The 1,150-nt window shown below is 44.8% G+C and carries 1 pseudogene; it reads right to left on the reverse strand.

Features of this window, described 5'->3' with window-relative positions:
* Positions 1–1,150 (reverse strand): annotated as a pseudogene (locus tag AC3RVF_RS15865) (hypothetical protein); the annotation flags it as partial.

Below are 1,150 nucleotides of genomic sequence, written 5' to 3' on the forward strand. Positions count from 1 at the left end.
TATTCGTGTAAGGCATTAGTATCTCTGTACCTGGAATTCCAGCTATCGCATCGGCCTCAAATTCATAATAGGTTACAGATACGTCTGGCTCACCATCTTTAATATCTATATCGGCAAGGGTAAGATCCCAACCGCCTACTATACCGTCATCATCATCGTCGCAAAGTTCTAACGGATCTGGGGTTGTGTTTGGGTTTGGGTTTGGTAATACTGTTAGGGTAAGGGTAATTAAAGTTTTACATCCAAACTCTGAACTTGCGCGACCTATTACTGTTTGTGGGGTTGCTGTATTTTGAAACGTAGTTGGGTTAGGAATCGGAATACCTGCAGCTTCATCGGCTGCATTTAAAAACCACTCTACTGTAATGGTAGGATCGCCACCGGTTACTAATATGTTTTGGCTGGTAAGATCAAATGTTGAAATTTCATCTTCAAGGGTACTTCCCTGAAGTTCATCGTCGCAAAGTGACATTTCAAAAGGACCCAAATTCGCAGGGCGTGGATCTACAATAAGGGTTAATGTTACAATGTCGTAACAGCCTTCACTAACATTAGGGTTTGGAGGGATGGTGCCCGTGCCGTTACCTACTATCAGTATATAAATATCTTGTGGGTTGGTGCTGTTTAAAAAGTTTGTCGGGTCTGGAATGGCCTGAGAAAAATCTGGTGCGTTCATCGCATTATCGCCAGCAACGGTTGCATCTACAAGGCTTTCGTAATAGTAAAGGTCAAAACCGCTTGGGTCTAGGGTGCCTAGCACTTCTGCAGCAACTACCGTAAGGTCAAAAAACGTAAAGCCATCGGCTACAGTATCGTCGCACAAACGTAGTGGTTCTGCAGGTTCTGTGCCCACTGGCGAAAAACGCACCTCAAGGGCAAAGGAAACAACAACCGTACAGCTGTTGGTACTGCTAGAAACTCGCGCCCAAACACCACCGGTGCCATAGTTTGGATCTAATGGGTCTGTAATGGGTGCATCTAGATAAATCTGATCGTTTACATACGGATTCGGTAATGGCAATACACCATTTTCTGCATCTAGCATCGTTCCGTGGTAAGTAACCGTTAAGGTAGGATCGCCCATAGTAATCACCAAATCCTGCTGGGTAAGGTCAAAAGCAGCAAAGCCGTCGTTGTTTACATCGCACTC

It is taken from the genome of Aequorivita sp. IT1183 (genome assembly GCF_058068265.1).